General features: G+C 70.3%; 22 protein-coding genes. 9 read left to right on the forward strand and 13 right to left on the reverse strand.

Features of this window, described 5'->3' with window-relative positions; genetic code table 11:
- Positions 1–263: 263 nt before the first annotated feature.
- The 4 genes from ACZ6SQ_RS33330 to ACZ6SQ_RS33345 all read right to left on the reverse strand — a co-directional run bounded on the left by ACZ6SQ_RS33330 (position 264) and on the right by ACZ6SQ_RS33345 (position 2,263).
- The gene (locus ACZ6SQ_RS33330) at positions 264–623 is read right to left on the reverse strand and encodes a helix-turn-helix transcriptional regulator (RefSeq protein ID WP_469568746.1); all 360 of its coding nucleotides are present in this window, start codon (positions 621–623) and stop codon (positions 264–266) included.
- A gap of 143 nt (positions 624–766) precedes the next feature.
- Complete coding sequence (locus ACZ6SQ_RS33335) at positions 767–943, reverse strand: hypothetical protein (RefSeq protein WP_469568748.1); 177 nt, start codon at positions 941–943, stop codon at positions 767–769.
- A 105-nt stretch (positions 944–1,048) separates the two neighbouring features.
- On the reverse strand, positions 1,049–1,849 hold the full coding sequence (locus ACZ6SQ_RS33340; RefSeq protein WP_469568751.1) for a GAF and ANTAR domain-containing protein: 801 nt from the start codon (positions 1,847–1,849) through the stop codon (positions 1,049–1,051).
- A gap of 87 nt (positions 1,850–1,936) precedes the next feature.
- The gene (locus ACZ6SQ_RS33345; RefSeq protein WP_469568753.1) at positions 1,937–2,263 is read right to left on the reverse strand and encodes a plasmid stabilization protein; all 327 of its coding nucleotides are present in this window, start codon (positions 2,261–2,263) and stop codon (positions 1,937–1,939) included.
- Positions 2,264–2,516: 253 nt separating this feature from the next.
- Between ACZ6SQ_RS33345 and ACZ6SQ_RS33350 the strand changes: the two genes are divergently transcribed.
- Positions 2,517–3,701, forward strand: coding sequence for an ANTAR domain-containing protein (locus tag ACZ6SQ_RS33350; RefSeq protein ID WP_469568755.1), 1,185 nt, complete (start codon positions 2,517–2,519; stop codon positions 3,699–3,701).
- 173 nt (positions 3,702–3,874) lie between these two features.
- On the opposite strand, the gene ACZ6SQ_RS33355 is transcribed toward ACZ6SQ_RS33350, so the two are convergent.
- The 4 genes from ACZ6SQ_RS33355 to ACZ6SQ_RS33370 all read right to left on the reverse strand — a co-directional run bounded on the left by ACZ6SQ_RS33355 (position 3,875) and on the right by ACZ6SQ_RS33370 (position 7,529).
- On the reverse strand, positions 3,875–4,303 hold the full coding sequence (locus tag ACZ6SQ_RS33355; RefSeq protein WP_469568757.1) for an ANTAR domain-containing protein: 429 nt from the start codon (positions 4,301–4,303) through the stop codon (positions 3,875–3,877).
- Between the two features lie 97 nt (positions 4,304–4,400).
- On the reverse strand, positions 4,401–4,877 hold the full coding sequence (locus ACZ6SQ_RS33360; RefSeq protein ID WP_469568759.1) for an SRPBCC family protein: 477 nt from the start codon (positions 4,875–4,877) through the stop codon (positions 4,401–4,403).
- A 191-nt stretch (positions 4,878–5,068) separates the two neighbouring features.
- Positions 5,069–6,442: an LCP family protein gene (locus ACZ6SQ_RS33365; protein ID WP_469568762.1), complete on the reverse strand. Its 1,374-nt coding sequence runs from the start codon at positions 6,440–6,442 to the stop codon at positions 5,069–5,071.
- Between the two features lie 118 nt (positions 6,443–6,560).
- Positions 6,561–7,529: an AraC-like ligand-binding domain-containing protein gene (locus tag ACZ6SQ_RS33370; RefSeq protein ID WP_469568764.1), complete on the reverse strand. Its 969-nt coding sequence runs from the start codon at positions 7,527–7,529 to the stop codon at positions 6,561–6,563.
- Positions 7,530–7,995: 466 nt separating this feature from the next.
- Between ACZ6SQ_RS33370 and ACZ6SQ_RS33375 the strand changes: the two genes are divergently transcribed.
- From ACZ6SQ_RS33375 to ACZ6SQ_RS33395, 5 genes are all read left to right on the forward strand, one after another.
- A complete protein-coding gene (locus ACZ6SQ_RS33375; RefSeq protein ID WP_469568766.1) occupies positions 7,996–8,778 on the forward strand; it encodes a hypothetical protein in 783 nt (260 codons plus the stop codon).
- Positions 8,779–9,196: 418 nt separating this feature from the next.
- Positions 9,197–10,123, forward strand: coding sequence for a dihydrodipicolinate synthase family protein (locus ACZ6SQ_RS33380; protein ID WP_469568768.1), 927 nt, complete (start codon positions 9,197–9,199; stop codon positions 10,121–10,123).
- 209 nt (positions 10,124–10,332) lie between these two features.
- Entirely contained in the window at positions 10,333–13,917 is a 3,585-nt protein-coding gene (locus ACZ6SQ_RS33385; protein ID WP_469568770.1) for a CHAT domain-containing protein, read from the forward strand.
- Positions 13,918–13,953: 36 nt separating this feature from the next.
- Positions 13,954–14,304 carry a CU044_2847 family protein gene (locus tag ACZ6SQ_RS33390; RefSeq protein WP_469568772.1) on the forward strand — a complete coding sequence of 117 codons (351 nt, stop codon included), beginning with the start codon at positions 13,954–13,956 and terminating at the stop codon, positions 14,302–14,304.
- 89 nt (positions 14,305–14,393) lie between these two features.
- Positions 14,394–14,864 carry an SRPBCC family protein gene (locus ACZ6SQ_RS33395; protein WP_469568774.1) on the forward strand — a complete coding sequence of 157 codons (471 nt, stop codon included), beginning with the start codon at positions 14,394–14,396 and terminating at the stop codon, positions 14,862–14,864.
- Positions 14,865–14,925: 61 nt separating this feature from the next.
- Here ACZ6SQ_RS33395 and ACZ6SQ_RS33400 read toward each other — a convergent pair whose 3' ends face one another.
- Positions 14,926–16,173 carry a choice-of-anchor Q domain-containing protein gene (locus tag ACZ6SQ_RS33400; RefSeq protein ID WP_469568775.1) on the reverse strand — a complete coding sequence of 416 codons (1,248 nt, stop codon included), beginning with the start codon at positions 16,171–16,173 and terminating at the stop codon, positions 14,926–14,928.
- Between the two features lie 372 nt (positions 16,174–16,545).
- Here ACZ6SQ_RS33400 and ACZ6SQ_RS33405 point away from each other — a divergent pair, with 372 nt between their 5' ends.
- The 3 genes from ACZ6SQ_RS33405 (at position 16,546) to ACZ6SQ_RS33415 (ending at position 19,523) form a co-directional block, all read left to right on the forward strand.
- Complete coding sequence (locus ACZ6SQ_RS33405) at positions 16,546–17,166, forward strand: TetR/AcrR family transcriptional regulator (protein ID WP_469568777.1); 621 nt, start codon at positions 16,546–16,548, stop codon at positions 17,164–17,166.
- Positions 17,167–17,667: 501 nt separating this feature from the next.
- Positions 17,668–17,949 (forward strand): DUF485 domain-containing protein, encoded by a 282-nt coding sequence (locus ACZ6SQ_RS33410; protein WP_469568779.1) that lies wholly within the window; start codon positions 17,668–17,670, stop codon positions 17,947–17,949.
- Entirely contained in the window at positions 17,946–19,523 is a 1,578-nt protein-coding gene (locus tag ACZ6SQ_RS33415) for a sodium/solute symporter (protein ID WP_469568802.1), read from the forward strand. The genes ACZ6SQ_RS33410 and ACZ6SQ_RS33415 overlap by 4 nt, the downstream gene beginning before the upstream one ends.
- 65 nt (positions 19,524–19,588) lie before the next feature.
- Here the strand turns inward: ACZ6SQ_RS33415 and ACZ6SQ_RS33420 are convergent, their stop codons facing one another.
- The 4 genes from ACZ6SQ_RS33420 to ACZ6SQ_RS33435 all read right to left on the reverse strand — a co-directional run.
- A complete protein-coding gene (locus ACZ6SQ_RS33420) occupies positions 19,589–19,762 on the reverse strand; it encodes a hypothetical protein (protein ID WP_469568782.1) in 174 nt (57 codons plus the stop codon).
- Positions 19,763–20,204: 442 nt separating this feature from the next.
- Positions 20,205–20,894, reverse strand: coding sequence for a GntR family transcriptional regulator (locus ACZ6SQ_RS33425; protein ID WP_469568784.1), 690 nt, complete (start codon positions 20,892–20,894; stop codon positions 20,205–20,207).
- Between the two features lie 138 nt (positions 20,895–21,032).
- Positions 21,033–21,431, reverse strand: coding sequence for an Lrp/AsnC ligand binding domain-containing protein (locus ACZ6SQ_RS33430; protein ID WP_469568786.1), 399 nt, complete (start codon positions 21,429–21,431; stop codon positions 21,033–21,035).
- Between the two features lie 9 nt (positions 21,432–21,440).
- Positions 21,441–21,535: biotin/lipoyl attachment domain-containing protein (locus tag ACZ6SQ_RS33435; RefSeq protein ID WP_469562177.1), on the reverse strand; the 95-nt coding region annotated here is incomplete at its 5' end.

The raw sequence follows: 21,535 nt of genomic DNA on the forward strand, positions 1-21,535 counted from the left end.
GGCAAGCGTGTGGGGCAGACAGACGAGGGGGGAACACACCTGCCTGCCCCTATTACGCGACTGCCCCCTCCGACCAGCGGCAAACGGACTTTCTCCGGGCGTCGAATCCGCCGATGAGGGGGCGGTGCGGCTCAGGCGCCGTTCGGGGGGGGGGGGGGGGGACGACGGCGGTGGCCGCCGGGTGGGCCAGGGAGAACTGCACAGCGGCCGCCTTGACGCCGTGCCGTGCGGACAGTGCCTTGTGGAGCCGGGCGGGATGCCGATCAGTGGCCGTCGGGGGCGGGTGGTTCCGGGCTCGCGGCGCCCGTACGTTCGACCTCGTCCCTGGCCAGCACCGACAGCAGGGCGGCCACCGTCAGGCCTGCCTCGGCCGGGTGACGCAGCACCTTGCTCGGGTCGATGCTGTAGCGGTTGGAGCGACCCTTGCGGGTTCGGGAGAGGTAACCGTCCCGTTCCAGGTCAGAGATGATCTTCTGGACAGCGCGTTCGGTGAGCCGGCAGCGGGCCGCGATGTCGCGGACCCGCGCACTGTGGTTGTCGGCGATGCTGGCGAGGACGCGTGCATGACTCGTCAGGAACGTCCAGCCGGTGTGCGGCTCGGGAACTCCGTCGCTTGCCACCATGCCCCAAATCGTACGGTCGCCTTTTCATGCAGGCAAAGACGCGAAAAGATTTTCGCGTATGTCCTTACAGGTCTGTCGTCTGTGACCTGGCGCGTCCTGGAGCGTGTACCACGCGGGAGCAGGGCTGCGGACGCGGCTTCGGTTCAGTCGTCGCCCCTGACGATGTTCCAGTCGGCGCTCGTGTGGGCGGCGGGTGAGGCACTCTCGTCCGCGACGGCGGCGACGCAGGTGCGCATCCCCTTGCGAGGAAGATGCCGCGCCTTGGACCAGCCGGTTTCCGGCACTCGGAGTGCGGGCTTCTGTGCGATTCGACCGGTCACGGCGGCTCATCTTCTCTCTGCGGATTGCCTGTTCACCGAGTGGCCCGGCCTTTCCCGCCCCAAACCTCCACCGCCGGGCGCACATCGGGCCCGCACGTCGCCGGGTCAGCCGTCCGTCTCCGGACGGAAGCTGAGCTTGTGGGCGACGACGTCACGGGCCACCTCGGAGACCGTCCGCGCCGCGACGAAAGCCGTGGCACGCAGCCGGTCCAGGGCGTCCACGGGGTCGACGCCGAGCTGGACCATCACCATGCCGATCGCCTGGTAGACCTCGCGGTGTTCGGCGTCCGGCCTTTGCGCCCAGGGGACGGCCCCGTCCGGCATGGACGCGCCGCCATGGCGGAGGTGGAGTCGGATCACGGCGGTCGTGACCGCGTCCCTGACCGCCAGTGCTATGCCCAGTTCCCGATCCGAGAGCCCGCCCGGCCGGTCCCGGTAAAGATCGAGCGTGCCGATCGAGGACTCCCCCGCTCCCGGCGGCGACTCCCCCACCCCGAGCGGCAGCGAGAACACGGCACGGACCCCGAGCTCGACCGCCTGCCGGGCGTACATCGGCCACCTTCCGCTGTCCGGACCGTCCGAGAGATCCGGCGCGATCACGGGAGCGGCGCTGTCCAGCGCCGCCCGGCACGGACCGTCGCCCAGGGTGTACTGGGCCTCGGCGAGCCGTGCCGCGACCTCGTCGCTGGCACACCACGTCGCCCGTACCGTCGATCCACCGCTGATCGACACCGACGCGCCCGTGACCGGCAGCAGTTCCACGCAGGCCCGGCACAGCTCCGTCGGAGCCCGCGCCGCCTCGGCGGCGAAGGCCTCGGCGAACTGGGCCTCGATGACGCGCCGCAGTTCCGCCGCCTCGGCGGGTTCCCCGCCGCCGGACGACCGCGCCGAGGGTTCAGGGGGCACGGCCCACCATCTCCTCACCCTCGACAGTCGCCGAACGCCGTCTGCTGTTCTCACCCCGAGTGCTGTTCTCACCCCGAGCCATGCCGGTCAGCGCCCGAGGGCGTTCGCCAGCTGCTTCTTGGACATGGAGGAGCGGCCGTGGATGTTGCGCCTCCTGGCCTCCTCGTACAGCTGGTCCTTCGTCGGTCCCCGCGCGCCGCTGTGCGAGCGTTCGCCGCCGCGCTGGGAGGCGGACTTGGGGTCACGGAGCGAGGCCCTGCTCGCCGTCCTCGACTCGCCCGACCTGGCCCGCTCCTTGTTGACGGTCCGCGCGGCGATCTCCTCGGCCCGCTCGGTGGACTCGCCACGGTCCTGGGCGCTCTTCTTGATGTGCTCGTACTGCCGTTCCCGCTTGGGACTCGATCCGGCAGGCATGGAGTTCCTCCTGACTGTGGTCGCGACGGGCTCGGTCAGCCACCGGGTTCCCCGAAGCAGCGGTCCGACTCGCTCGTACCGGCCGCGACCACCGCCTTCACGCGTCAGCGGAAGCCGGTACTTGTCAGTACGCAAAACTGGGGCAAAGCTGGTCATGAAAGGCAAGAGGGCGGCCGAGATTTTGTGAAGGGTCGGCCGTATGTCACGACGGGAACAGGCGGGCCCACTCGGCGGAGCCGAAGAGGAACGCGGAGTGGTCATCACCGTGCGCCCGCTGGCCGCCGGGGTGGACATCCTCTGCCTGTCCGGCGTCCTGGACACCGACGAGGCCACGACGCTGCTGCGCGAACTGGCGCCTCACTTCGAACGCGCCTCCCGCACGGGGCGACGGCTCGTCCTGGATCTGTCGGATCTGCGGTCCGTCAGCGCGGCAGCCGTCCGGACGCTCGATCTCCACACGCGCCACCTCGACAGGGAACCCCTCCTGGTGATCGCGACCACCGCCGCGGTACGGGAGTTGTTCACGCTCGCCCCGCCGACGGGTCTGCGGGTGTACGACAGTCTCGACGCCGTACTGACGGAGCCGGCCGTCGACACGCCCACGGCCGCGGACCCGGACGAGGAGGCCGTGACGACGCGCGCGGATCTGCGGACCGAGGTGTTCGGTCTGCGGACCAGGGCGCGGAGCGGCGCGGTGATCGGCATGGCCCAGGGCATCCTGCTGGAGCGGTATCGGCTGGCCGGTTCCGGGGCCGCCTTCGACCTGCTGCGCACGGCCTCCCAGCGGTTCAACGTGCCCCTTCGGATCCTCGCCTCGGCCGTCGTGACGGCTCCGGCGCCGACGCCTGGCTCGGCGGACTGGTTTCCCGGCCGCCGGCCCGCACCACCGCCGCGGCCCGGCCTGCTCGGCTGCTCGGCACTCCACCTGCACGACCGCAAGTACGTCCTGCGTGTCCTCGTCTACGACGCCGTGACGCTGACCGACGCGGACGCCGCGGAGGTGCATCTGCCCGACCGGGCCCTGGACAGCCACATGATCCTGGAGGCACAGTCCGGCCTGGACGCCGCCTATCGCGACCGCCTCGCGCTCGTGAGCGGTCCGCCGGCCCTGGCCGCCCGCGCGCGGGACCGGAGGGCACCGGTCTTCGTCCCCGACATCGCCGACGACGCCGAGCTGGCCCGGTCCGAGGCGGGCCGGGCGGCGCTCGCCGTCGGCACCCGCGCGCAGTACGCGGTCCCGGCGATCAGCGGTGGCGGCGAGTGCATCGGTGTCATCTGCGTCCACCGAAGACGGCCCGGCTCCTGGATGACCACCGCCCAGCGCACGGCCCTGGGCATCCTCGCGGACGACCTCGCCGCGTGGCGCTCCTGGTATCGGCGCACCGTCGTCCTCGACGCTCTCGAGCACCTGCACACCTGTGCGGCTCTCCCCGGCTGAAGAGTGCGCCGCCGAGCGTGTGAGCGGCGTCCTGAGGGGCTACCCGGACCTCGCGGGGTTGAGACCACAGCCCCGACGGCTCCCCAGGGGCAAGGTCCCTGGGGAACGCTCTGCCTCCCTGGGGAACGCCACGCCCTGCCGGCGCCTCTCGCCCCAGCATCATTGCTCACGTCTCACGTCTCACGTCTCATGTCTCGCGGCGGAGGCAGGTGGGTGTCAGGGGCCTGCTCCCTCTCCGTGCCGCCCGGCCCCCGCGTGCGGCGGCCGCCGCAGTCGGCGTACCGGGCGATCGCGCTGTGCAGCTCCGCCCGCACGTCCTCGGGCAGCTCGGCGCCCTGGGCGAAGCCCATGATGTACGCGGCGACCGTGCTCAGTTTGACGTTGGTGCGCTGGGACACGTCGCGCAGCACCCGCCAGGCCTCCTCCGGCGGAATCCGCCCCAGCACGACGACGGCACCGATGGCCTGGTCGACCAGGGCGTGCGACGTGACCGCCCGCTGAAGCTGATCCGCCTCCTCCCGGAGACGTTCGTTCTCCGCGGTGAGGTCGGTGGCGGACAGCAACGTCAGGGGCTGCGAGGGCGAGAGGGAGAAGAAGGCCATGAGTCGCTCCAGAGGGGCATGCGGCGTCCGGGCTCATCACCCTCCCTACCTCACAGCCCCTCGCGACGACAACATGGCCTTCCCGGACTCCGAACCGTCAGAGCGTCGACCCCGGGTCCTCGGGCCGGATGCGTCCGCGCCAGCCGGTGCCGTCGCCCCCGCCGCCCTCGACGTAGTCCTTGAAGCGCCGCATGTCGCCCTTCACGCGCCGGTCGATCAGGCCCAGCGCGTTCGCGCCCTTCTCGGCGACGCCGGTGGGGTCGACGTCCATGGTGAGCTCCACGCGGGTGTGCATCGGGTCCACGGGCTCGAACCTGACCGAGCCTCGCTGCCGGGTGTCACCGCCGACGGACCGCCAGGTGATCCGGTCGTCGGGCAGCTGGTCGACGATCTCCGTGTCGAACTCACGCCGTACCCCGCCGATGCTGGTCACCCAGTGGTTGTGCCGGTCGTCGAGCTGCGTGACCTCGTCGACGCCCTCCATGAAGTGCGGGAACTCCGTGAACCGGGTCCACTGGTCGTACGCCCTGCGCAGCGGGACGTCGACCTCGACCGCTTCCTTGACCGTGCTCATGGCACCTCCTCCTCGGTGGCCGACGGGGCCGGCCGTCTCCGACAGGCCGCTGTGCCCCGTCCGTGCCGCGCCCGAGTACCCGGGAAAACGGTACGAAGACCACCCGTACGACGGTGACCGGAAGAAGCCGGTCCGCGCGGCGAAGGGTCCGGCCCGCTTCCCGTCGAGCGACCGGTCCAGGCCGCTGCCCGTCAGCGGATGTCGTCGGGGTCGAGGTCGGTGCCGACGACGAGGGTCACCGTGCCGGGGGCCGCGCCCGTGTCCTGTCCGGCTCGCGTGCCGGGCACCCGGGAGGTGAGCACCGCGGCCTCCTTCTCCAGGCCCTGCGGGTGAGTGACCGTCGTGCGGCTGGTCTGGTCGGCGTTGCCCGTGCCGACGACGGTGAAGCCCGCCTTGCGCAGTTCCTCGGCGACGGCGGCGGCGCGGCCGGACACGCCCGTGCCGTTGAGGACCTGGACCCGCACGGACGAGGCGTAGAGCGGGTTCGCGGCGTCCGCCTCCAGCCGCTTCTTGTCGACCTCCTTGTCCTTGGCGAGGGAGGTGAACAGGTCGGCGGCCTGCGGGTAGCGCCACACGATGTTGGCCCGGTCGGTCGGTACGTCGGCCTCGCGCGGGTAGTTCGGCACGGTGAGGAACGTCAGACGGTCGCGGGGGACGCCCTTGAGCTCGGAGGCGAGGCCGTACAGCGGGCGGATGCCGGCCAGGTCCTCGTCGGTGGTGAGGGACTTGGTCGCCGAACGCAGAAAGCCGTAGAGGTCGTTGGGGCTGGTCAGCTTGGACTGCGCCTTCTCGGCCAGGGCCTGCATGAACTCCTGCTGGCGGCCGATGCGTCCCGTGTCGGAGCCGTCGCCGACGCTGTAGCGGGCGCGCACATAGCCGAGCGCGTCCTCGTCCTTGACGGTCTGGCAGCCGGCTTCCAGGTCCAGGTCGGCCTTGTCGTCGTGGATGGCCTCCTCGGGGCAGACCTCTATGCCGCCGAGGGCGTTGACCATGCCTTTGAAGCCCTGGAAGTCGATGGACATGAAGTGGTCCATGCGCAGGCCGGTGTTGGCCTCGACCGTCTTGATCGTGCAGGCCGCGGCGTCGGCGATCTCACCGGTGGCGCCGCCGAGTGCGAAGGCCTCGTTGATCTTGAAGTGGTGCGGGTCGGACGTCGCGCCCTTGCCCGTCTCGCACGAGGGGATCTCCACCCATGAGTCACGCGGCAGCGACACGACCGTGGCCCACTCGTGGTTCGCGGGGATGTGCAGCACCATCAGCGTGTCCGACTGCATGGTGGTGAACTTCTTGCCACCATACTTCGCGTTGGCGCCCGCGCGGCTGTCGGAGCCGACGACCAGGATGTTCTTCGAGCCGGGACTGAGGTTCTCGGGGCGGTCACCGCCGAGCTTGCTGTCCACGTCCGCGCCGCTGATGTTGTCGTTCAGGTCCTGGTAGACCCAGGCGCCGACTCCGGCGACGCCGAGGACGAGCACCGAGCACACGCCCGCACTCCATATCAGGACCCGCCCCCGCCGCGGACGCCCCGTCCCGGCCGAAGCGCGCCGCCTCCCCCTACCGCTCACTGCTGCTCTCCTCGGCCTTCGTCGGCGATGTGTGTCGTGCTCGCTTGCCAGCCCTCGTATCCATCGAACGAATGAACTCTACGTTCAAGTAGTTATACGAGAGGAACGGGCGAGCGCCTCAGGCGGGCGGTCGGCCGTGGTTCTGGTCGCGCCAGGCCCGGGGCGAGACGCCGTAGGCCTGTCTGAACACCTTGCTGAAGTGGGTGGCGTCCACAAAGCCCCAGTTGCGGCCGATCGCCGCGACGGTCCGCAGTCTGCCGTGCGGGCCCGCAAGTTCGCGTCTGCACGCGGCCAGGCGGTGTGAGCGGATCCACTCCCCGAGACTGATGCCCGAGCGGGCCAGCACCGTGTAGAGGTGCCGGACCGAGATGCCGTGCGCGGCGGCGATCCGGGCGGCCGACAGGTCGGGATCGGCCAGGTGCGCGCGGATGTACCGGGTGATCCGCAAGGACAGCGTGGCCTCCAACGGGCCTGTGGCCTCACGGGAGTCGCCGAGCTGGGTCGCCACGACCGCGCGGACGAGTTCGACGCTGGGTTCCACGACGGCCTCGGCGTGCGGGCCCTGATGCATCTCCTCGGTGACGGCCAGTTGGGAGAAGTAGGTGAAGGCGAGCCGGGCGAGGGGGTTGGCGGAGCCCAGAGTCACCGCGGTGACCTCGCGCAGCTTCCGTTCGGGGAGCGCGAGTGCCGCGCGGGGGATGCGGAAGAAGTGGTGGTCGACGCCGTCCTCGAACAGCAGCGTGTAGGGAGCGACCGATTCGTAGACGGCCAAGTCGCCCGGTCCCAGGAGGCATTGGCGGCCGTTCTGCATCACCAGGCTGGTGCCGGTGACTTGAAGGCCGAGGAAGACCGCGGGCTCCTCGTCCAGCCGGGCCAGTTGCCGGGTCCGCCGCACGGTGGCGGCGGTCGACCGCGCCGAGAAGATCCTGATGGGGCCGGCGGTGCCGTAGCCGATCCGGGCCGAGATGTCCTGCGCCGGAGGATGGTGGTCGATGTCCACGGCCACGACGGCTTCCCACACCGCGTGCCGGATCAGTTCCGCCCTGTCCCCGGGCGGCACCGACTCGGTGTCCAGGACCGGGCTCATGAGGCGGGCCCCTGCCGGCGTCGGCCGCGGGGCCGTGCCGGTGATGCCTCGGTGCGTTCCCCCACGGCCCACCTCTCGACTTTGGACGGTCCGGCCGACCGCGCGTTCCGACGTACGACGGCCGCCGCGCCGTGCGACGCCGGCTCGGGCCTGCGGCACACCGGAAGGCCGGGGTGGTGCTTCCGGGCAGGTCCACAAGGAGGACGCCGCGACGCAGCGGCCGGTTGCGACGGGTGCGCGACTGACAAAGTTCCCCGCACGGTGGACCAAGTCCCAGGCCCACACCGCCTCTAGGGTCCACTGGTGCCCGCCGCCGGCGTGCTCCTCGAGACCAGGGCCGGAGTGCCGGGTGGCGCAGGAAACCGGGCCGGAGTGCCGGGTGGCGCGGGAGACCGCGCCGACCGGAGTGGCGGGTGGCGCAGGAGACCGCGCCTTGCGCACCGCCTCTACGACAGGAACAGGTTCCTTGCGAAAACTCAGAACAGCACTGATCGCCGCCGGTTCCGCGGCCGCGTTCGTCGGCGGCGCCCTCGTCGGCGCGCCCGCCGCACAGGCCGCGGACACCTGGAAGGCCCACGACAGGACCTGCCGGACCGTCACGGCGGGATCGGTCTGCGCGGAGGTCCAGAAGCGCGTCACCGCCGACGGCGCGGTCGACGGCTACCGCGGGCGCGTGAGCGTCACCCCGGCCGCCGGCCACTGGATGAAGCCCACCACGTACGTCTGGAGCTCCGACGGTGCGGTGAGTCAGGTCTGCTCCGGCGGCTGCACCCGGAAGACCTCCGCGTGGACCTCGGCCTGGTCCCCGGTCAAGGTCACCGCCGGTACGTACGTGGTGCGCGGTGAGACCGAGGGCGGTTACGCGTTCGACGCCGGTGCCTCCTGGAGCAACTGGGCCGAGGTCGCACGGAGGTGTGTCACCTACACCGCGGGCAAGGTCTGTGTGTACCGGCACGAACGGGGCTACCGCACGGCGATGCAGGAGCGCGGCAAGCTGTCGGTGGCTCCGGCCTCCGGCAGGTGGATCCAGCCGCGCCGGGTCCGGGTCGGTGACATCATGAACGGCACGCACACCCACAGGACCGCCGACCTCTGTGCCCCTTCATGTACTCGGCGCACCACCGGCTGGTCCGCCACCGTGTCCCGGACCATGCCGGGCATCGCCGGTCCGTTCCAGCTCTACGCGTCCGCCCAAGTCGCCCTGCCCACAGGCGAGGTGAAGACCGTCAAGGCCGCGATCACCTCGTGACCGTCCGGCAGGGCGGTCCTACGCCAAGGGGGACCGCCCTGCCACACCCTCCGCCCCTCGGGCGGCCTACGGCCTACGGCCGACGGCAGACGGCGGATGGCGGATCACCCATCCCACAGGCTTCCTGTTATCACATATCACCGCTACGGTTGGCCATCGCAGGCTCTCAGGACACCGAGGGCCACGTCGCTGCCGCACGTGTGTCTCCCGCGCAACAGCCCGGGACGATCCGCCCTGTCCGCGAGCCCACCGCTCGCCTTCCCGACGGCTCGACGACAGCACGCGCATACCCGCCGGGTCGCACCTCCCGGCCCGGTGTGCCGCGCGAGCCGCCGAGAGCATGTGGCTGTGTGCCGCCTGGACGACGTCCCGGCCTCGGCGTGCCGATGACACCCGAACGCCGAACCGTGGAGACCTCGTGACCGAGCAGGCAGAACACCGCACCGTCAACCGCCGTACGATCATGGCCGCTGGGGCGGCCGTCGCCGCCGTGGGCCTGGCCACCGGACCGGCGCGGGCCGCCACTCGCCACGCGGTGCCGTCGGCCCCGTTGCCCCGCGGGGAGCTGACCCGCCTTCCGGCCGGCTCCTACGTCGTGGGACTCACGCCCTTCACCCGGGACGGCAAGGTCGACACGGGCGCGCTGCGTGAACTCGTGCGGTGGACGGCCCGGGAGAACGTCGGCTTCTGGCCGGCCAGCCCCGCCACCGGCGAAGGGTCCCAGATGACCGAGGACGAGATCTTCCGGGTCCTGGAGATCGTGTCCGACGAGACGGCGGGCCGGATCCCCGTGGTCGCGGGCAACCTCGAGTCCCCGACGGCCGCCGAGAACGTCCGTTACATCAAGGAGGCCGTGCGGCGCGAGGTCGACGCGGTGCAGCTCTACCCGCCGACCATCGGCCACTCGATCGCTCCCACCAGCGTCATGTTCGAGGAGTTCTACGACGAGGTCCTCTCGGCGGTGGACACGCCCGTGGTCCTGTCCTGCAACTCCACCACCGGTTTCGAGGTCCCCACGTCCGTCCTGGACAAGCCCCTCGCGCAGTACCCGCATCTGATCGGCATCTTCAAGAACCACACCGACCAGCAGAACGTCTCCGAGTTCGTCGCACGCTTCGCACCCCGCACCACCGTACTGACCGGCGCGCAGCGGCTGATGTTCTCGTACGCCGTCGGTGCGATCGCCGAACTGGACAGTCTCCAGAACATCGCCCCGCGCCTGACGCGCAGCCTCCACGACGCCCTGCACCGCGGCGACCTCACCGCCGCGAACGACACCTACCGCACCATCACACGGCTGTCGGGCGAGATCGCCCGCTTCTCCGCCACGTACTCGGTGCCGTGAACTCGAGGGCGTCGGCTGATGCCGGGCGGGGCGACGGAGGGCTTCAGCGGCGGCTTCGGTGCGCCGGGCCGGGCCGCCGGGCGTCAGCGATGGCATGCGCATGGAACTCGCCGCATCATGGATATGTAGGTGATGAGCCGCCTCCCGTCACGAGGCACAGCCTCGAGGCCACCACCGCCATGCGAAGGCGTACCGGGAACGGGGTGGCGATGACAACGACCCTGGAACTGCAGATCGGCCGGCTTCACTCGGGCGAGTACGAAGTGCGGGTGGTGAGATCTGCCGCCGGTGGTGAGGCCCAAGGGCCCCTGAGTCTCGACGTCGAGGAGTTGCTGGGGCGGCGTTCCACGTTGCAGGACCAGTTGCTCGCCTCTGCGGCTGCACCCCGGCGGATCGTGCCGGCGAATGAGCAGGACGTGCAGCAAGTGGGACGGCAACTGTTCGACGCGCTCTTCGACGGTCCGGTCTCGGGAACCTACCGAGCGAGTCTCGGTGTGGCCCGGGAGCGGCAGGATCGGCTGCAGATAGTGCTACGGCTGGACTCGCCGGAACTGACGCTTCTGCCGTGGGAGACGCTGTTCGACCCAGAGCTGGAGACGTATGTCTGCCGCCAGGAGCCGATGATCCGGCACGTTCCCGCCACCCACACACCCGATCCCCTGCCGGTGGAGCCACCCCTGCGCATCCTGGGGGTGATTGCCTCTCCTCACACGCTCCCGCCGTTGAACACCGATGCCGAAAAGGAGCGACTTGAGAAGGCGCTCGCGGCACAGGTCGCTGCCGGCTGGGTCGAGCTGGTGTGGTTGACCGATGCCGGCTGGGACACCATGCACACGCGCCTCATGGACGGGCCGTGGCACGTCGTCCACTTCATCGGGCACAGCGGCTACGACGACGAGGCGGGAGAAGGGGCGCTCGCGCTGGTGGGCGAGGGCGGCGGCACCGACATGGTGGAGGCTTCCCGCCTGGCCGACCTTCTCGGGGAAGCGGTCCCCGCACCGAGGCTGGTGGTGCTGAATTCCTGCGCGTCTGCTCAAGGCGGCCGAAAGGGCAGATTCTCCAGCATGGGAGCCGCTCTCGTCGAGCGCGAGATCAGCGCGGTGGCTGCCATGCAGTTCGCGGTCACCGACCAGGCCTCGGTGCGCTTCGCCCAGGGGTTCTACACCGCGCTGGCCCATGGGCGCCGGGTCGACGATGCCGTCAGGAGCGGACGCATCTCCATGCTCGGCGCGAGCCAGTCGCTGGAATGGATCACACCCGTGCTCTACGTGCGGGGCGAGGCCAACCTCTTGTTCAGCATGCCCAAGTCGCCGAAGCCGCATCCTGCCCAGCCGCCCAAGGACGCCCGATGCAGCACGCAGGCGAAGACGCTCTACGTCAACGCCAGAGCCGAGCTCCGCATCGGCAACCCCGACAAGGCCGTCGCATTGCTGGACGACCTGCTCAGCCTGAACCCGAATCACACCCAAGCCATCCTCCTGCGCACTCAGGCAGCCGAAAAGGCGGTCCTCCTAGGCCTCTACGAAGAGGCAGTGGAAGCGGAGAAGGCGCGTCAGTGGCCGGAAGCGATCGAGAGCTACGAGCAGATCCTTGAGAAGAACCCTGAATACGAGGACGCCCTCGCTCGACGCGACCGGTGTCGCGACCTGGAGCACATTGAAGACCTCCAGGACGAACTGCGGCACCACGCAGAAGCACAACGCTGGCGGATCGTCCTGGAAGTCAGCGAAGAACTCGCCCAGATCGACCCGACCACGACCGACCCCGACGGGCTGACCTCCCGGGCCCGCCAGGAAATAGCCCAGACGGAGCAGACAGAGCAGCTGAAGGCCCTCTACACCAGCGCGCACGTCGCAGAACAGTCGAAGAACTGGGCCTCCGCGATCAACAGCTACGAACAGATTCTGGAAGTTGACCCCCGATACCGGGACGCGGCCTCACGACGCGACCGCTGCCGGGACCTGAAACGCGTGGACGACCTACACAAGGAGCTGCGGCACCACGCGGAATCACAACGCTGGCAGTCCGTCCTCGACGTGAACGAGGAACTCAACCAGATCGACCCCACCACGACGGACCCTGACGGACTGGCCACACGCGCACGCAGAGAACTGGCCCGGGCCGCGAAGGCGGCACAACTGGAGAGCCTGTACACCGGCGCCCACGAGGCGGAACAGACCGAGGACTGGGCCACGGCGATCGACTGCTACGAGCAGATCCTGCAGAGGGACCCTCGGTACCGGGACGCCCGCGCACGGCGCGACCACTGCCTGGATCGGAAGCACATAGCAAACCTGCAGAACAATTTGCGTCGCGACGCAGAAGCACAACGTTGGCAGTCGGTACTCGAGGTCAGCGATGAACTCTACCGACTCGATCCCGACGCCCATGACCCAAACGGGCTCGCCACACAAGCCCGTCACGAAATCGCCCTGGCCGCACAGGCGGCACAACTGGAAGACCTCTACACCAGCGCCCACTCCGCGGAACAGACCGAAGACTGGGCCACGGCGATCAACGGCTACGAACAGATCCTGCAGAAGGACCCCCAATACCGGGACGCTCTCACACGACGCGACCACTGCCTGGACCGGCAGCGCATCACACAACTGCAGGGTGAACTGCGATATCAGGCGCAAACACAGCAATGGCAGTCCGTGGTCGAGGTCAGTGAGGAACTCCACCGGATCGACCCGGCCACGGACGACCCCGACGGGCTGACCACACGCGCACGCCAAGAGCTGGCTCAGGCGACGCACATTTCACAACTCGACCTGTACACCCGAGCCCGCGCGGCCGAAAACTCCGAGGACTGGGCGACCGCGATCGCCTGCTACGACGACCTCGCACGACTTGCCGACGGCGAATACAGGGACAGTACGCAGCGTCGCAGTATGTGCCTGGAACGCCTCTACCGCGACGAACGCGTCTCCGACAGCCCCGACGAATCGCCCGCATACGCGAGGGTGTCCCGTGAAATCGACGCACCGTGCGGGTGCCTGGCCTGGGCATCCAGCGGATGGTCGATAGCGGTCAATCTGCTGGACGATCCACGGATCCGTGTGTACGACATGGCCGGCGACGAGCAGTTGAGCATCAAGACCTCGAACAAGTGGGCGCCTTACGTCCTGGGATTCAGTCCGGACGGTACGCGGCTGGTCAGTCAGGGAAGAAAAGGGGCGACCGTGTGGGACGCCGAAACGGGCGCGAGCGTCCTCCAGGTCACCCTCGGCCAGAGGGTCACCGCGGCAGCTTTCAGCCGGGACGGCAGCCGCATCGCCACCGGAACCTACGACACGGCTTACGTCTGGGACGCCGAGAGCGGTGAGGAACTCTTCCGCACCGAGCAGCACGCGGTGAAGGCGATGACCTTCAGCCCGGACGGCGGCCGACTCGTCATCGCCGACCGGCTCGGACTGCACGCATGGAACCTGAGCACCGAGCTGAAGACCTTCGAGGATCGCAGGAGTTCTCTGGAGTCGATCGCGTACAGCCCGGACAGCAAACGCTTCGCCGCAGGCAGCAGGGACGGCACAGCTCTGCTGTGGACTTCGGGCGAGGTGGAGGAGCTGGTCCACGAGGGCCCCGTCACGTCCGTGGCGTTCAACGCGAACGGCACACGTCTCGCCACCGGCAGTGAAGATGGCGCCGCGCGCATCTGGGACCCGTCCGACGGGCAACTGATCTGCCGGATGATTCACGACGAGCCTGTCAATTCGGTGGCGTTCAGTCCGTACGGCACACGTCTTGCAGTCGGTACCAAGACCGACGTCACTCTGTGGACCTTCCAGTGATTCCTCACGGGCAGCAGGCAGACAGGAGGGCCGATCATGGGACGGCTTGTCGAGTTCTCCACCGACGACGGCAGTACGGTACTCGTCGAAGTGAGCGGTCAACCGGCCGGCGTCGTGACTCGCGGAATTCAAGGTACCGAGGTCGCCGATCGCGCCAAGCGTTCCTTCGAAGAAGCCATATACCGGGTGCAACCGGCCATGCACGCCGTGGTCGCCCACATCCGGTCCGCCGCCCAGTCACCCGACGAGATCCAGGTCGCCTTCGGACTGAATCTGCACGCGGAGGCCGGAGCGTTCATCGCCGCCGCGAGCGCCACCGCCAATTTCACCGTCACGCTCACCTGGCAGCGAAACCAGTCGGGACCCTCCGAAGAGGGCACCGGCTGACCCGGTTCTCGCCCCACCACAGCGGCCCTGCGCCCGGCCGGGGCCTCGTCGGGCGGCGGGGGGCGTGGTGTGGTGTTTTGATGGGTGGCATGAGCAGCAGAAGCGTCGTCGTGGAGCGGCGTATCGGTGCCGGGCAGCAGGCCGTGTGGGAGGCGCTGACCGATCTCGCCGGGATGGTCGGGGTACTCAGCGGTGTGTCGAAGGTCGAGGTCCTCACGCCGCAGCCCTTCGGGGTCGGTACCCGGTGGCGGGAGACCCGGCGCATGTTCGGCAAGGACGCCACCGAGGAGATGTGGGTGACGGCCAGCGAGGCTCCCCGGCGTTATGTCGCGGAGGCCGAGTCGCACGGCAGCCGGTACATCTCGGAGTGGGAGCTGAGGGCGGACGGGCCGGCCACGACGACCGTGCGGATGACGTTCACCGGTGTGCCGACCGGGGGCGCGGCGGGCATGCTCGCCAAGGTCCTGGGGCGGCTGGGGACGAAGACGGTGAGCCGGGCGATCGCGAAGGACCTCGACGACGTCGCCGCCGCGGTGGAGCGCCGCGGCGGCGAGGTCTGAGCCGCGCCACCAATCCCGCCGGGCCGGTGTGTGTCACCGGACCCGGTGGGGGCGGCGAGGATCAGGGGCGGTACTCGAAGGCCCCGATGTCACAGGCCCGGCCCTGGGGCCGGGCGACGCCTCGCTGGTCGATGGCGGGGCAGTCGGAGGCCGCGTCGACGGCCGGGCTGCCGGGCAGCAGTGCCAGGGTGTCCGTGGGCCCGCCGTGGTTGCCGAGGGGGCCGAGGCGGGGGTCCTGGCGGGGCAGGTCGCCTTGGGCCGTCAGGCCGCAGGTGCCGGCGCTGTCGAGGTTGCCGCCCCGGGACTCGATCGCGGCGAAGGCCTTCTTGCAGTCGCCGAAGGCGGGTCCGACGGTGTTGCCGGCGATGATCGTGTTCTGGAGGGCCAGATGCCCCAGCGGCGCGTCGATCACGTCGGTGACGCCGGAGGGCAGACTGTCCAGATAGGCGGGGGCGATGTTGATCCCGCCGCCGCCGTCGGTGGAACTGTTGCCCGTGATCGTGGAGTTGCGGATCTCCACCAGCCCGGTGCCGCGGATGTCGATGCCCCCTCCGTATCCGGACAGGCTGCCCGGCCTGTCCCAGTCGTCGGTCACCCTGTTGTTCGCGATCGTGGAGTTGAGCACGGTGCCGGTGTCGTCGAAACGGATGCCTCCCGCCTCGCCGGCGACGTTGTCGCTGACCGTGCTCTCGATCAACGTCAGGTGGGAGTCCGGGATGTTGAAGATGCCGCCGCCGTAACCGGCGGTGTTCCCGGTGACCGCCACCCTGCGCAGGGTCATGTTCCCGCTGTTGGCGATTCCGCCGCCCCCCGGGTCGGTGACGCGCACCTCGCGCTGCCTGGCCTCGCCCCCGGTGACGGTGAGGTCGGACAGCGAGGTGTCGGCGCCCATGCGGAAGACGCGGTCGACATGGTCGGCGTCGACGACGGTCTCCCTGGCCCCGGCTCCCCGGAAGGTGGTCGGGGCGGTGACGTTGAGGTCGCCGGTGGTCGGGTCGGCCGTACGGGTGTTCAGATAGCGGGGGTTCGGGGGTATGGACAGGCGGTAATGGCCGGCGGGCAGTTCGACCGTGCTGCCGGGCCGGGCGTTGGCGGCCATGACCGCCGCGCGCAGCGTGCAGGTGCCCGCGGCGGTACGGCAGACGCCGTCGGACGCGTCGCTGTCCACGGCGTCCAGGGTGGAGTCGACCGTGAACGTGACGGGCCCTTCGACCGCCTGCGCGGGGGTCGGCGCGGCGGCCACGGTGCCCGCGACGGCCGCGAGTAAGACGGTCGTCGCCGAAAGGGCGGTTGACTTCTTCATCGTCATGGTGGGGGGCCTCTCTGCTGTCTGTCTCGTCCAGTGGGAAACACACGCTCTGCGGAACACTCGCCCTGTGGAACGCTCGGTCTGTGGAACGCCCGGTCTGCGGGATCAGGCGTCCTGCCGGATCAGACCTCCTGCCGGATCGCCGGGATCGCCGGAATCGCGCGTCCTGCCGGATCACCGGGGTCACCGGGATCGCCGGCTCCGCGGGATCGTTCGGCCTACGGGCTTCTCGTCGTGCGGCAGAGTGAGAAACATTCGCGTACCCAACATGTATCAGAATGCTCGGCAGCCATGACAGATTCGATCCGGCCCCTGCTGAAGCCTCAACTGTCCAACCTCCCACGTGGGCCACACGGGCTCGCGCAGGAGCTCGTGACGGGCTCTCAGCGCCAACGGCTCCTCTACGCGATGACGGTCGTGGTGGCCGAAAAGGGCTACATCGCCACGACCGTGGCGGACGTCACCTCGCGGGCGGGGGTGTCCCGCAAGACGTTCTACGCGCTCTTCGCGGACAAGGAGGAGTGCTTCATCGCCGCCGCCGACACGAGCCGTGAGCTGACGATCAAGTGGCTCAAGGCGTCGTTCGCGCAGTCGTCGGAGCAGTCGCTCGCGCCGGTGGCGACACTCCGCGCCTCGATCCGCGCCTTCCTCGGGCTGGTCGCCGAAGAGCCGGAATTCGCCAGGGCGTTCTTCCTGGAGACGGCGACGGCGGGGGGCCGGGCCCAGGAGCACCAGGACGCGTGCCGGACCTGGTTCGCCGAGTCGATGCGCGTCTGGCGCAGTGCGCTGCCCGGTCACGACCGTGTCCCCGACGCGAACTACATCGCCGCAGCCGACGCCACCCACGAAGCCGTCTGCCGCCGTCTGCGCCGGGGCAGCGTCGACGAGGTCCCGGGCCTGGAGGACGCCGTGCTGCACATCTGCCTGGCCCTGCTCGGCGTGGCCGAGGGGCCGGAGCGGCCGGTGGAGGAGAACCGCCCCGCTACGGCGTGACGATCGCCCCGGACGACCCAGCAGTCGGAGGCCTTCACGACCCCGGTGTCAGTGCGGCGACGAAGCCCCGGTCGGCGTCCGCGTGGTCGGCGTCGTCGGACGGGGGCAGGGTGCCGCTCATGGGCGCGTGCGTACGGGATGAACGGGTCGGAACCGTCTCAGCACCGGGCCGACGGGGGCACATGTCGTCGCCCGGCGAGGGCCGCGGTACGGGTCGCGGCCCGGCTGTGAACCGGCACAGTGACCGCGCGGTGACGCTGGGCCCGGTCACCCGATGACGGCCTCACGTCCTCGATGGCGCGCGGGCGCTGGACGAGCCCGCGGGGCCTCGGGATGCTGCCTTGGTCGCCACGGACCACGCACCTGAATCAGGGCATGCCGGGCGGCTCACCCACCTCGCCGCGGGCGGTGCCGCACACCGTGCCGTCCCCGCCGCCCCCGTGCCATGAGACGCGGGGGCGTGGCCGGGCATCGACCTCCTCCGACCTTCGTGGAGCCTTCGTGAACTCCCCGCACCGTCCACCGCGCGACGACCGCCCTCCGCGCCCCCTCGGCCGCATCGGCGTCGTGGTGCTCAGCTACCTCCTCCTCGCCGTCACGGCCGCGCTCCACCCCACCCTGATGAGCACGCGCGTCGTGGGACAGGTGAGCTTCGGCCTGGTCCTCGTGACACTCCAAGTGGGCGTCATGGTGGCGGCGTTGGCCGTTCCGGCGCGCCGGGCCGCGGCCGTCGGGCCCGCGGCCTCGCGGTCACGGGCGCACGACCCGGGGCCGTGGTCATGATCGCGGCGGCCGGACATCAGGCGACCACGGTCGTCGGCTTCCTGATCTTCATGACACTGTGCGGCTTCCTCTGCGTACTGACCAACTCCGACGACAGCGACGACGCGGACGAGCTGCTGCCGCACCGCGGACTGAGGCCGTGGCAGCAGGGCCTCGCGATCAGCGGTACCGGCATGTCGTCGGTCACCCTGATGGCGATCACCGGCATGGTCGCGGCCACCGGCAACGACGGTGTGATGCTGCTGCTCGGCATCGTGCTGAGCATGGTGCTGCTCGCCCTGGTGCTCGCGGAACCGCTGCGCCGCGCCGGCCGCCGGACGGTCGGTGACGCGCTGGCCCACCGGATTCCGCGGTCCTCGGTCCGGATCGCGCTCGCCCTGGTGACCCTCGCGATCTGCCTGTGCTACCTGGTGCTGCAACTGGCCGCCGTCGGCACCCTGACCGTGCGCCTCCTCGGGCTGTCGGGTTCGGAGCCGAAGTCCGCCTGCATCGTCATCGTGGGAGCCGTCATGGTCTCCATGGCCGTGACGGGCGGGCTGCGCGGCACGGCCATGGTGCAGATCGTGAAGGTGTGCGTGCTGCTGCTGGTGTACGTGGTCCTCGCGCTCGTCGTCCTGCGCCGCTTCGACTGGAACCCGGACCGGCTGCTGGCGGGGGCGGTGCAGGCCGGTGGGCACGGCCGGGCTCTGCTCGGCTCGGGGCTCCAGTACGGCTCCGACACGGTCGGTGTACTGGAGCAGATCGGTACGGCGATCGTCGTTCCGCTGGGCATCGCGTGTCTGCCTCAGGTCACCATGCGTGTCCTCGCCACCCGGCGTCCGGAGGAGACCCGTGCGGCGACGCGCTGGGCGGCCGGTCAGATGGTGCTGATGGCGACGCTGCTGGTGGTCGTCGGTTTCGGCGCCGCGGCCGTGGTCGGCGGTGCCGGCCTGGCCGGCTCGGAATCGGCGGCGGGCGCCGTCCTGTCGCTGGCCGGGGCGCTGGACACGGGCGGGCTGCTGCTGTCGGCCGTGGCCTGCGCGGTGTTCCTGGCGGCCCTCGCGACCGTCGCCGACGTCGTACTGGCCGGGGCGCGCACGGTCGCGCACGACCTGTACGCCCACGTACTGCGCCGCGGTGACACCTCCCCCGCGCGGATCTCGGCATGCGCCCGGTGGACCGCCCCGGCCATCGGCGCGATCGCCGTGCTGCTCGCCGTACTCGCGGGCGACTGGCCGCTGTTGGTGCTGTCCACGGTGGCGGTGACCCTGTCGGCGTCCGCTCTCGCCCCGGTCCTGCTGTACGGGCTGCTGTGGCCGCGCTTCACGAGCACGGGAGCGCTGTGGTGCCTGTACGGCTCCACGCTGCTGACGCTCGGTCTGTCGGCCGTGTCGCCCATGATCTCGGCCGATCCGACCGCCGTCTTCCCGGACCTCGACTTCCAGTTGACGCCGTTGACGGTGCCCGGTGTGGTGACGGTTCCGGCGGGCTTCGCGCTGGGCTGGCTCGGCTCGGTGCTGAGCCGGCCCGACAGGGCAGTCGGACGCGTTCCGGACGAGCTGCCCGCAGCTCACTTCACGGCAAGGCCGCACTGACGCACGGCCGCACTGACGCCTCCGTGCCCGGCGCGGCCCGCGCCGGCCGCCTGACACGCGGTCGGCTACCGGCCGTGCAGATCCGCGACGTGGCCCAGTTCCTCGGACATCTCCCTTGTGGCGCACAGGAGTTCCTCCGACAGACGGGCCAGGTCCTCGTCCGTGACGCCTCGCGCGAGCATGACCAGGGTGACGGCGAGCGGGAAGGACTCGCCGACCGTGAAGACGGGGGCGGCCACGGACGTGATGACCGGGGATGAGGCCGCCGACGGTGCCGGCGACGCCGTCGCGCAGTACGTCGGCTCCGATCCGTAGGTGATATGTGATAACAGAAAGTCTCTGAGCGAGTTCTTTGACAAGAAGGGGGTTTCAGGGCCGTTGACGACGGTGGTCGATCGCGTGTCAGCGGCCTGACGGACCGCCTCACGGCGGGGCCGCTGCGCCTCCGGGAACAGTCCTCATCACGCTACGCCGGGTGTCTCACCGACGCAGGTGGCCGGCGGCGCGGGTGGCGCGACGTACTCACACGACGGAGGGCGGGGCTTACGGAACCGGCGGGGGCGACGGGTGTACGGGGGTCAGCGGATGGTGGGCTGTCCCGGGCGCATGCGAAAAGCAACGGCGGCACTGCTCCACAGGAGTGTGCCGCCGAAGTCGGTGCTCGGGAAGGGCCGGGCAGGTTCAGTCGGCGACGGCCGCGATCCCCTGCTGGGCGATCTGCTCGTTGACGTCCAGGTGGTGGATGACCGCCTGGGCGGCACGGCCCGGATCCCGCTCGGCGACCGCCGCGAGCAGCTCGGCATGCGCGGCCTCCCGCCTGCGGGGCTCGTCGGGGTCGCTGTCCCGGCCGCCGAACGCGAGCCGGACATAGCGCTCGGCCGCGTGCCAGAGCATGCCGAGGATGCGCAGGTCCCATTCGGTGGCGGCGGGGCGCAGCAGGTCGAGATGGAACTCGTGATGGGCCTCGTAGATCTCGTCGAGGTCCAGGTGCTCGTCGCCGAAGGTGGCCAGATGCCCCGCGAGCCGCTCGTGATCGCGGCTGGTCAGGAGCAGACAGGCCCGCCCCGCGAGCTCGGGTTCGATCCTGCGGCGGAGCCGGTAGATGGCACTCAGGTCGCTGCGGCTGAGGGGGGCGACGACGGCGCTCTTGCCGCGGGCCGTGATCACGAGCCCCTGCCCCTCCAGATGGCGCAGTGCCTCGCGGACAGGGATGATGCTGACCCCGAGGCGGCCGGCGATCTCACGGAGGGAGAACTCCTGGCCGGGACGCAGGTCGGCGGCGAGGATGGACCTGCGGATCTCCTTGGTCACCTGCTCGACCACCGACAGTGGTTGCACGCGCCGCACACCGGTCGTGCTCACTCCAGCCACGATGGCCCTCCCTAGGGACAGCGTCCACGGAAACAGCGTCCGCAAAACTCGCCAGCGAACAATGTTATCAGCGATATCAACCAGCGCGGTGTTGGTGCGCTCCACCCCGGGATGGTCCAGGATCTGGCCCGCGACGCGTTAGAGGTGCTCGGCGTCGGTGGCCACGACATGCACCAGCAGGTCGCTGTCCCCCGTCAGACCGTGCACCTGGAGGATCTCGGGGAGGGCGGCGAGCGCGGCCGCCCCCCCTCGTCCGCTCCTCCTACCGCGCCGGCCGGTTGTACGGCATGGCCTCGGCCGGCCGCGAGCGGGTACGGCGCTGACGACGGACACACACGAGGAAGGCCCCCGGCTCCGGCCGGGGGCCTTCCTCGTACTGCCGGGGACCTTTCTCGTACTCCCGGGAACCGCTGCACGCTCCTCGGCCGTCCTGTGCGGGAAGCGGATCCGGAGCGCACGGTGTGTGTCGGCAGGACAGGGCCCAGCGCTCCGGATCCACCGCCGTTCTCCTCTACGTCGGGGGGAACGGCGGGTCATGGGGCGGCTTCAGTCCTTGATCTCGCAGATGGGGGCGCCGGAGGTGATGGAGGCGCCGACCTCGGCGGTGAGGCCCTTGACGGTGCCGGACCTGTGGGCGTTGA

The organism is Streptomyces sp. NPDC048600, assembly GCF_055587025.1.

What these genes read in the sequence shown, in the direction of transcription:
- ACZ6SQ_RS33400 (WP_469568775.1), bottom strand. Translation starts at nt 16,173, where the DNA reads ATGACGATGAAGAAGTCAACCGCCCTTTCGGCGACGACCGTCTTACTC.
- ACZ6SQ_RS33390 (WP_469568772.1), top strand. Translation starts at nt 13,954, where the DNA reads ATGGGACGGCTTGTCGAGTTCTCCACCGACGACGGCAGTACGGTACTC.
- ACZ6SQ_RS33345 (WP_469568753.1), bottom strand. Translation starts at nt 2,263, where the DNA reads ATGCCTGCCGGATCGAGTCCCAAGCGGGAACGGCAGTACGAGCACATC.
- ACZ6SQ_RS33330 (WP_469568746.1), bottom strand. Translation starts at nt 623, where the DNA reads ATGGTGGCAAGCGACGGAGTTCCCGAGCCGCACACCGGCTGGACGTTC.
- ACZ6SQ_RS33360 (WP_469568759.1), bottom strand. Translation starts at nt 4,877, where the DNA reads ATGAGCACGGTCAAGGAAGCGGTCGAGGTCGACGTCCCGCTGCGCAGG.
- ACZ6SQ_RS33415 (WP_469568802.1), top strand. Translation starts at nt 17,946, where the DNA reads ATGATCGCGGCGGCCGGACATCAGGCGACCACGGTCGTCGGCTTCCTG.
- ACZ6SQ_RS33430 (WP_469568786.1), bottom strand. Translation starts at nt 21,431, where the DNA reads ATGACCCGCCGTTCCCCCCGACGTAGAGGAGAACGGCGGTGGATCCGG.
- ACZ6SQ_RS33370 (WP_469568764.1), bottom strand. Translation starts at nt 7,529, where the DNA reads ATGAGCCCGGTCCTGGACACCGAGTCGGTGCCGCCCGGGGACAGGGCG.
- ACZ6SQ_RS33395 (WP_469568774.1), top strand. Translation starts at nt 14,394, where the DNA reads ATGAGCAGCAGAAGCGTCGTCGTGGAGCGGCGTATCGGTGCCGGGCAG.
- ACZ6SQ_RS33385 (WP_469568770.1), top strand. Translation starts at nt 10,333, where the DNA reads ATGACAACGACCCTGGAACTGCAGATCGGCCGGCTTCACTCGGGCGAG.
- ACZ6SQ_RS33355 (WP_469568757.1), bottom strand. Translation starts at nt 4,303, where the DNA reads ATGGCCTTCTTCTCCCTCTCGCCCTCGCAGCCCCTGACGTTGCTGTCC.